The organism is Photobacterium sp. SP02 (genome assembly GCF_038519165.1).
GTDB lineage: Bacteria > Pseudomonadota > Gammaproteobacteria > Enterobacterales > Vibrionaceae > Photobacterium > Photobacterium halotolerans.
The window spans coordinates 1-8002 of the sequence record NZ_JASJOJ010000103.1; the positions used below are offsets into that span (position 1 = coordinate 1).

Here is an 8002-nt window from a genome sequence, read left to right on the forward strand (position 1 = left end):
TATACTGTCCAATACCTACCATCTCTTATTCTAAATTCCGTTTTCACTAGATATCTAACTCCAGTATTACCAGCGACTTCAATTTGTAATTTATAAATTGCTACTGCATCTGCAGTGGCTGTTTCAGACGCTCTGTAAATTCCTTTATAGTTCTCTGCGTAAACTGAACCTAAATAATACCAGTCATAAGCTTGAAGAATTTTCGAATATCCGCTTAAAGGAAAATATATTTTCACTTTGAAACTCATTGTCCCCCAAACTTTAGTTGTAGAAATTTTTAATGTTCTATACTCTTGTGTGCCACCTATCTGTGTTATTGATCGAAGTTGCATATTTTTTGCGTTTTCTTTTTCTGTAATATCTTCAATGGTATTTTCTACAAAAGAACCATCTGCGAAATCTTTTCTATAATGAGGATTTTCTTCAGTAGCAAGAACAGCCCCATCACCTAATTTCTCCAAATACTTATCTGCATCTAGTTTTTTTCCACTTTCCATTTTTTTAATTAATTTATCAACTTTGCTAGAATCAACGCCCTGATTAATTAACTCCACTTTCGATGGGACTTTAATTTTTTCCGGTCCTGCTGCTTTTGCTTCTTGACTGAATAAAGAAAAACTTACAAATAAAACGAAAGATAACATAAAACCAACACTTACTTTAATTACATTTTTCACTTCTTTCCCTCCTGTTGGTAAAAAATTTACACAAAATCTATAATATACCATTTTTAGTTCAGTAGATTCTAAAAATTCCGAAAAATGTGTCTAAAATGTGTCGGAAAAATAATCATGAGGGTCCCTGGCGACGTTCTTCTGTCAACTCCTTAATGCTCCCTTCGGTCCGCTTTTCGAATCGTTTTTGACGTCGTGGGTCACATCCGTCTTCGCCAAACTCTCCTCCTGCATAATGCCCTTAAAATCCCCGATAAGCCTTTTAACGACTTTTACTAGTTTCAATAAGACAAAATAAAAATGGCCCCTCATTTAGAGGAGCCAGACCCTTTAAATAGCATTTTAAAATAATGGGTAGCGTTTTTTTGGACATTTTCCATACACTATTAGTGTTTCAGTAAATAGGATTATTTTGATTCGTTAGATGATCCGTTTTGTGTTTCGTAAATATTACCGGAAATGACGCAAAAAATTTACCACTTACTAAGTCAGTAAATATTTGCTCCTTGCGAACAAAAATATAACTGTTTACAATGAAGTCAAAGACATCATAGTTTGCTACAGTTAATTAGGATTAACTACAGTTAAAAACAATTAAAAAAATAAACCAAGAATTGTTGGCAGACAATCCCTGGTTTACAGGTGGGTTTAGCTATTCTTTGTTTGGGAAAACATGAAAGCTAACGTTAACACTGCACATGTCGCTAATACCGTAGTTAGAGCTACGGTGACAATTGCGCAGATCACTAGCACTGTATTCATTTACTCACCGCCTTTCAAAAAATAACTTCAGTCTGGCAGGACAGAGGTTATTTTTTTTATTATACAACGAAAAGTACTCTGCTCACTTAATGGTTTCAAGTAAACTAGAATCCTTAAAACGGTGTCTCGCAAAGGTGTAACTTACTTATATCAGTGTATCCTCTTGGTGTAACTCCTTTCAAGTGACTTGTGGTAGAAAAATCGGTTAATTTTTTTTCAAACAGCCTTATTTTAAATGTTCATAAGCTCCTAGACTATAAACAATTCTTCTAATCTATGATACGAACCTCAAGGTATTAGTGTCGCAAAAGGCTCACCTTATAATAGTCTTGAGCTCGTAAATCCGCACAATCTACTAATAGATACAAGTAAAATCCTCAACTGTCACAACGGAACTCCCTACTCCATGTAACCCACCCACCAGTTGTCTAATATCCACCCATTAACAGTAATACCAATATAATAGCTTTTTTTCTCTCTTAATTTTAAAAACAATATAAATTTATTTTTGTGACAAAGATATAGGCGCAGCAGCAAGTAAGTTTTGTTTACATATTTCAATATGTCATACAAAAATTGATGACAATACGCAATAACGGATTGAAATTTAATATTACATAGCAAATGTTTCAGCAAAGTATTCTTCTTTGTCTTGAAGAACCCTGTTAGATAATACACACAAAAAAAGTGAATTCGCGCAAAAGGGGCTAGCCCTTTTTCAAAGAAATTATGTTTTTTGAATTACTCACCTTTAAACCAACTTAATATCCCCTTACGCGGTTTCTTCTCTACTTCTTCTTTTGCAGCAGCAATCTCCAACTGTTTTTGTTCCATTGATTGATTTAATTGGTGAACCAAGTGACGATCTCTATTCTCTATCACATCATTCATTTTCCTTTCGAATGCTTTAAACATGGCTTCCCGTTCTTTTTCAACCGCCCGCTCAACAGAGTCTTCAATAAGAGAACTTAATTCCTCTTTTGTTAACGTGACCTGAACGCTGTTCTTCCCTTCATTCTTCTCCGTTTCTTCATAAACGCCTAGCGTTTTTTCTAACTCTTTCGCCTTGATATATTCGCCTGCAACCTTCTTGCACGCGTTTGAAATGGGCATTCTTTCACTACTCAACTTTTGGAGATGCCTTAACGATAAAATATCGCGTTTATAATAGATTCTTTGATCTTTATCGTTCCGTTCAAAGATGTACCCTTCTTTTTCTAATTCAATGGACCACCTTCGCAAGGTGTTTGAGTTTAAATCCAGTAATTCGGCCACTTCTTTGGAATAAGATCCGTACTCGTTCATTTCATGGTCACCTCGCATTTATTCGCGTTTACTATCAATTTGACACAAGTTCTCTAAATCCTCCAGTAATTCAAATAAACAATATACACGTTTTATACAAAAATAGAGGGTAATTCCGAACGAAGACATTACCCTAAATGTTGATAAATCAACATTCGTATAGTTATTCATTTTCGGTCTCTTGATCGCCATAAGAAAAACCCTTATCGGATAAGGGTCCTGTCGTCTACTTCCTCGAATAAGCATTATGTCAAATACAACCTTTATTAATTAGAAACTAATTAAATATCCAAAGAAAAGATTACTGTAAGAGGCAGCTTTCGTACATCTTGATGACAGGGACTTTAAAATCTCCTGAGCGACTTTTCACCGGAAACTCTCCAATCAGGTTGTCACAAAGGGGGGGTGGGGGTTCTTTATGTAAGAGATGTCCCTTTCAAGTAGAAAGAAATCCTTTAACAACAGTTTTTTTTGAAGGTTTGATACTTCCATCAAGTTGTAAAGATTTTATACAATTATGTAAAAGAATCATACATTTATATATAGACTTCATACATTTTTGTGGTTATTTTACTTGAAAGAAGGATATTTAGGTGATATTCTGTATATGATAAGTGGTAACGGAGCGCGGAACAACACCGCCTCGCCTAATCGGCAACATTAGGTTCTCTGCCAGGGGGGACGATAAAAATACGGACCTGGAAAGCGTGTAACATTCGTTGCCTTGAATTTTCCAACTACGGCCCTGATACGTTAGTATCAGGGCTTTTGTTTTATACATACATGTAAATTTTTAGGATAGGAGAGACAGAGAATCGATGTTTACGGTACAATCCCTGCACACGACGAAGCAAAAACCCTTTATTGATAAAATTTCATTGAAATTGTTATTGGATTATTACGATACATATCTAGCACCTTATGAATATACATACGAGTTAACCGATGGCCAAACCGAACGAACAATTCGATTACACTTTGATCCACACCGTCTCTGTCACCTTCTCGGAGTAGAAACCGTGGCCAAAGCTAAATATTCCCGCAGTGTCCGTAAGCGCGCAGAGTATAAGGGACATGAGGGATACCGGCGAATTAAGGATGGTCGCATCGACTTTGACCACCTAAAAAACCTTTCCAAGGGAGCCAAAACTGCCTTCAAGAACATAAAGGATAAGCTCATCTTTTTTTACCTCGTTCCCTATGTAATGGAATCCACTGAAATAATGGTGAAATTCGAACAAGTAGAAAACAGTGACATTCAATGCGAAATACTCATCTTTGATTTCCACCACAATACCATTGTTCACGTAGGAATCGAGAAAGAAAATCAGACAGATTACTATTTTCCAAGAACCTTTTTGGTTGAACGAATCACTGATACGAAAAATGGGAAAAAATTCATTCAAGGTCAAGATAAAATCTACGTCAACACCATTACAAAAACGAATCGATCCAGTGGGAAGGTCTTACAAACGATTGTCGTTAAACAAAGAGAAGAAGATACCCAAACAGAAATTGAAACATCTGCTTCTTCTGAAAAAAAGAACAAATGACTGGTGGCATCGGAACGGTTGTGGCCAAGAATCTGCGAATTTCGCATGTTGATCATCTTCCGTTGTGTACTGGGAAGCTGCTTGCGCTGCTTCCCTTCTCGATGTAGTTTCAATAGCACCATAATTTTCTTATTACATTTGGTTGCCTTGATGGCAACCTTTTTTGCCTTTATGGCAAAATTGATTTTAACGAAATTTTTATAAAAAATAGTGTTGCTTATCAAAGATCGAAATGCTAATAAATATAGAGTGAGAAGAGAGAGAAAGTTTGAAGTGAGTTAAAGCGTTGGTATATATGAGTTTTAGGAGTATTTCGTGTGTGTCCATTTAGACACACTTGTGTAGCCAAATGGACACACACGAAAACACAAAAAAAGAGCTGACTATGTCAACTCTGGAATAATTTATTAGGTAAACTTTTTAAACTTTTCGTCTTCATAGCTTTATAGAAAATCACTTGTAAATGCTCTGGAACATTATCTTTATCCCCTGCAAAAATAATGTGAGGGTTAACAAATAAAGAATACGCTTTAGCGTTATTTCCTTCTATACCACTTTCAGCTTTAGCCAAAATCCCTTTTTTAACTAAAGCATTAACTAATTTGCTGGTTTTATCTCTTGTTCTACCAAGCTCTTTAGCTAATTCAGAAATATTCATAGGTACAGCGTTTTTTGCTTTAACATCAAAAATAATGGAATTACTATTGAAAGAAATATAAGGAATAATATCCATTAAAAATCCCTTTTCACTTAAAGTTAAATACTCTTCATTGCTTAAAAATCTCAGATTTTCTTGCATAACTTGAGCAAACCTCACTTTCGATTGAGGTGATCTCTTAGTGCCTAAATAAACATCTTTTCCAGTTGCTTTGCTTAACGTAGCCATCGCATTATCAATTTCTTCTTTTGAGAGCCCACCATGCTTTTGAACATATTCTAACTTTTCTTTTTCAAAATCTCTTTTTCTAGCATTCTTCTCCGCCTGATCAAAGTCTACAATATTATTATTTTTCATTCTAATTCCTCTCCTATGTAGCAGGAATTAGTCCCTTTATGTTAGAATATATTTAAATATCTTGGAACTAACTCCAAACTTAGATTGTAGAGAAACCGCCTATCCGACCAAAGACAGGGCGGTTTTTCTCATTTCTTTATAATTAGACAATACCAATAAATTCCCCTTTTTCCTACCCATTTTCAATTTTCCTTCGTAAACTCTCTAACAATTTATCATCAATTCTTTTCGGCTTATATCCCATCCGGTCAATCAAGATACCCTCTACAACCTTCATACGGGCTGTGTAACGCCTATATTCACTTTGAGCAAAGTCCAAGGTCTCTGAATCTATTACAACGTCCTTTGGAGCCTTCTGGACCGTTCTCATGAGTTTATAACATTTCGTTCTCTCTTCTCTAACTAACCGAAGAAGAACCAGCAAATCATATGTATGGAAAATCTCTAGCTCTTCAAATTGAAGTTCGCATTGATCCAAATACACAAACCCGTTTACTTTTGGCCTCTGCCGTTTCAACGGAGCCCCACAAAATTCGCAATCAATTGTCAAATCTTCATTTTCTACTTCACAGTACAAACACTTCATTCATAATTCTCCATAATCAATTCACGCAAAAAAGCTGACATCGACTGTTCTTTTTTCGAATCGTCTATTCTTTCCCATATCTCATCCGGCAATGTAATCGACACCTTTCTTGTTGTACCCAGTGAAGGTCGGCCAGCCCCTTCGCGTTTGCCACCATGTGAAGCTCGACAATCCAAACAAAAATTATGCCCTTTATACGCTTTATCATAAACTCGATCATTAACCTCTAAATGCTTGCTACAGCTTTCACAAATGAAGTTCTTCACCTCATATCACCTCTTGAAAATAGTTACTTTTATTTTAGTATTTTAGGTATCTTTTATCAAGTGGCTAATTTTATATTCTTCACCTTCCGAAAAACGTTGCCATAAAGGCAACGAGGAATGCCCTAAAGGCATGAAGTCTTGATAACAATTAAAATACGTAGTTAAAAAGGGAATATTAGATCAGATCGGTAGAGGCACTTTTAGAGCAAATGTTTTTCTCTTTGAAGAGGGGATTGGAATGATATAAAACAAATTCGTTTTGAAATTTTTTGGAGAGAATGGGATTGAACAAAAAGCCAATTTTAAATATAAAGATGAAGCAGCAACTACTGTAGAAAAATAAAAAACCACCCTTGAGCTTTGGCCGCAAAAGGGTGGCTTTTTATTATTTTTGATTATAACAGCTTACTCTCCAATCTCAAAATCAGGCTTATCCTTAGAACGCTCTGGTTTCTTTTCTAAGTCCTTCTGAAGCTCTTCCGGTGCTTTCCCCTTATCTTTACCAAAAAACTTATTCCTGAAGCTCATATAAGCCTGAAAGAGCCTTTTTTCCATCCCTTTTGAAGGATCTATCTCAAGAGCTTCCTTCAAAATAACCTTCACAGAAACTGTCGCAAACTCCACCATTTTTTTGAGCTGCCCTTTCAACTTGCTATTTTCTTCTTCCAGCTGCTTATTTTTCTGTTCCTGACTACTGAGTGATTTCGTTAAGAATCCTTTGTACTCTTCACTTCGATCCAGTTTCTTTTTTAGGGAAAGATTATCAGATTTCAGCCAGCTGATTTCTTTTTTCGTCTTTTCGATCGTACCAACAAGTTCATCCCGATCATCTCTGGTCGCAATCCCTTTTTTAAGTTGATTCTGCATATTCTCAAAATCCGTTTTAGAAATTTGAACATAATCTCGTTGGAAGAGTGAATTCTTTACTTCAATGCTCTCGACTTTCTTGATTTGAGCCTGGAGCTTCTCGATCTCCTGGATCTTCTTCTCATATTCTTTCGCTTGCTTCTCTAACGTTTCTGCCTTGAACCTTGCTTGGGTGATATGTTTCTTATCACTGGAAGTTCCTCGATCCAGTTCAAAGCCGGAATCTTTTAAATGCTTATGAAAATCATCCTGCAGCTGAACCAATTGCTTTTTCTGACCGAAAAATTCTTTGGCCGACAATCGTTGATCTTCAGTAATCGGGACAAATCCTACGTGAAGATGGGGCGTTTTTTCGTCTTTATGAACAGTCGCATAGACAATATTCTCTTTCCCGTAGCGATCTTCAATGAATTCATATGCCTTCTCAAAGAACTTTTTTTCACGTTCTTCCGTTAATCCATCAAAATAAGATTTGTCTGAAGTAATCAAAAACTCGCAAAGACGTACAGCGTCCTTCCTGATCTTCTTGCCACCAGTATCGACTCCATCTTCAATTTTCTTATTAATCGTCTCCAGGTAATCAATTGGGGTTTCATTGTGAAGGTCATAGTTGAGGTGGGATTTTGCTTCTTCAATGTCGGGATTCGTTTCACTTTCCCTCTCTCTTTGGTTATGAAATTGAATGCCTTTTATTGCTGTAGATTTCATTTTCTGCATGCGGATAATAGCATAACTCAAGGGCAAAAACCTCTCTTTGTTAGGGGGTAGTTCTCTATCAGAACAAGGTAATGATTAAGAGAAGTGTAACACACTACACTTTGCACGCAAAGTTTCTTGTGGTCTGCGACGCTAAGGGCAGGGGGGTGCAAATTCTGCACCCTCCTAAGATCTAGACCTTGGGCTTTGCCCAAACCCAGTGGGGAACTCTTCCCCAGACCCCCCTAATCGGACTCCCCAACCCCCCAATCCCTGCG

At 36.5% G+C, this 8002-nt stretch carries 7 protein-coding genes; 1 reads left to right on the top strand and 6 read right to left on the bottom strand.

The genetic code is table 11. The features are described from left to right. Window positions 1-677 (bottom strand): hypothetical protein (locus tag P0Y67_RS21855; protein ID WP_342393574.1); only part of this gene is annotated, 677 nt, incomplete at its 3' end. A 1500-nt stretch (window positions 678-2177) separates the two neighbouring features. After that, window positions 2178-2741, bottom strand: coding sequence for a MerR family transcriptional regulator (locus P0Y67_RS21860; RefSeq protein WP_342393575.1), 564 nt, complete (start codon window positions 2739-2741; stop codon window positions 2178-2180). A gap of 818 nt (window positions 2742-3559) precedes the next feature. On the opposite strand from P0Y67_RS21860, the gene P0Y67_RS21865 reads away from it, so the two are divergent. Beyond that, a complete protein-coding gene (locus P0Y67_RS21865; protein WP_342393576.1) occupies window positions 3560-4294 on the top strand; it encodes a PBECR4 domain-containing protein in 735 nt (244 codons plus the stop codon). 388 nt (window positions 4295-4682) lie between these two features. Here P0Y67_RS21865 and P0Y67_RS21870 read toward each other — a convergent pair whose 3' ends face one another. From P0Y67_RS21870 to mobV, 4 genes are all read right to left on the bottom strand, one after another. After that, window positions 4683-5309, bottom strand: coding sequence for a helix-turn-helix domain-containing protein (locus tag P0Y67_RS21870; protein WP_342393577.1), 627 nt, complete (start codon window positions 5307-5309; stop codon window positions 4683-4685). 172 nt (window positions 5310-5481) lie between these two features. Further along, complete coding sequence (locus tag P0Y67_RS21875) at window positions 5482-5895, bottom strand: hypothetical protein (protein WP_342393578.1); 414 nt, start codon at window positions 5893-5895, stop codon at window positions 5482-5484. Beyond that, the gene (locus tag P0Y67_RS21880) at window positions 5892-6161 is read right to left on the bottom strand and encodes a hypothetical protein (protein WP_342393579.1); all 270 of its coding nucleotides are present in this window, start codon (window positions 6159-6161) and stop codon (window positions 5892-5894) included. The genes P0Y67_RS21875 and P0Y67_RS21880 overlap by 4 nt, the downstream gene beginning before the upstream one ends. A gap of 405 nt (window positions 6162-6566) precedes the next feature. After that, window positions 6567-7766: a MobV family relaxase gene (gene mobV / locus P0Y67_RS21885; RefSeq protein WP_342393580.1), complete on the bottom strand. Its 1200-nt coding sequence runs from the start codon at window positions 7764-7766 to the stop codon at window positions 6567-6569. Window positions 7767-8002 lie beyond the last annotated feature (236 nt).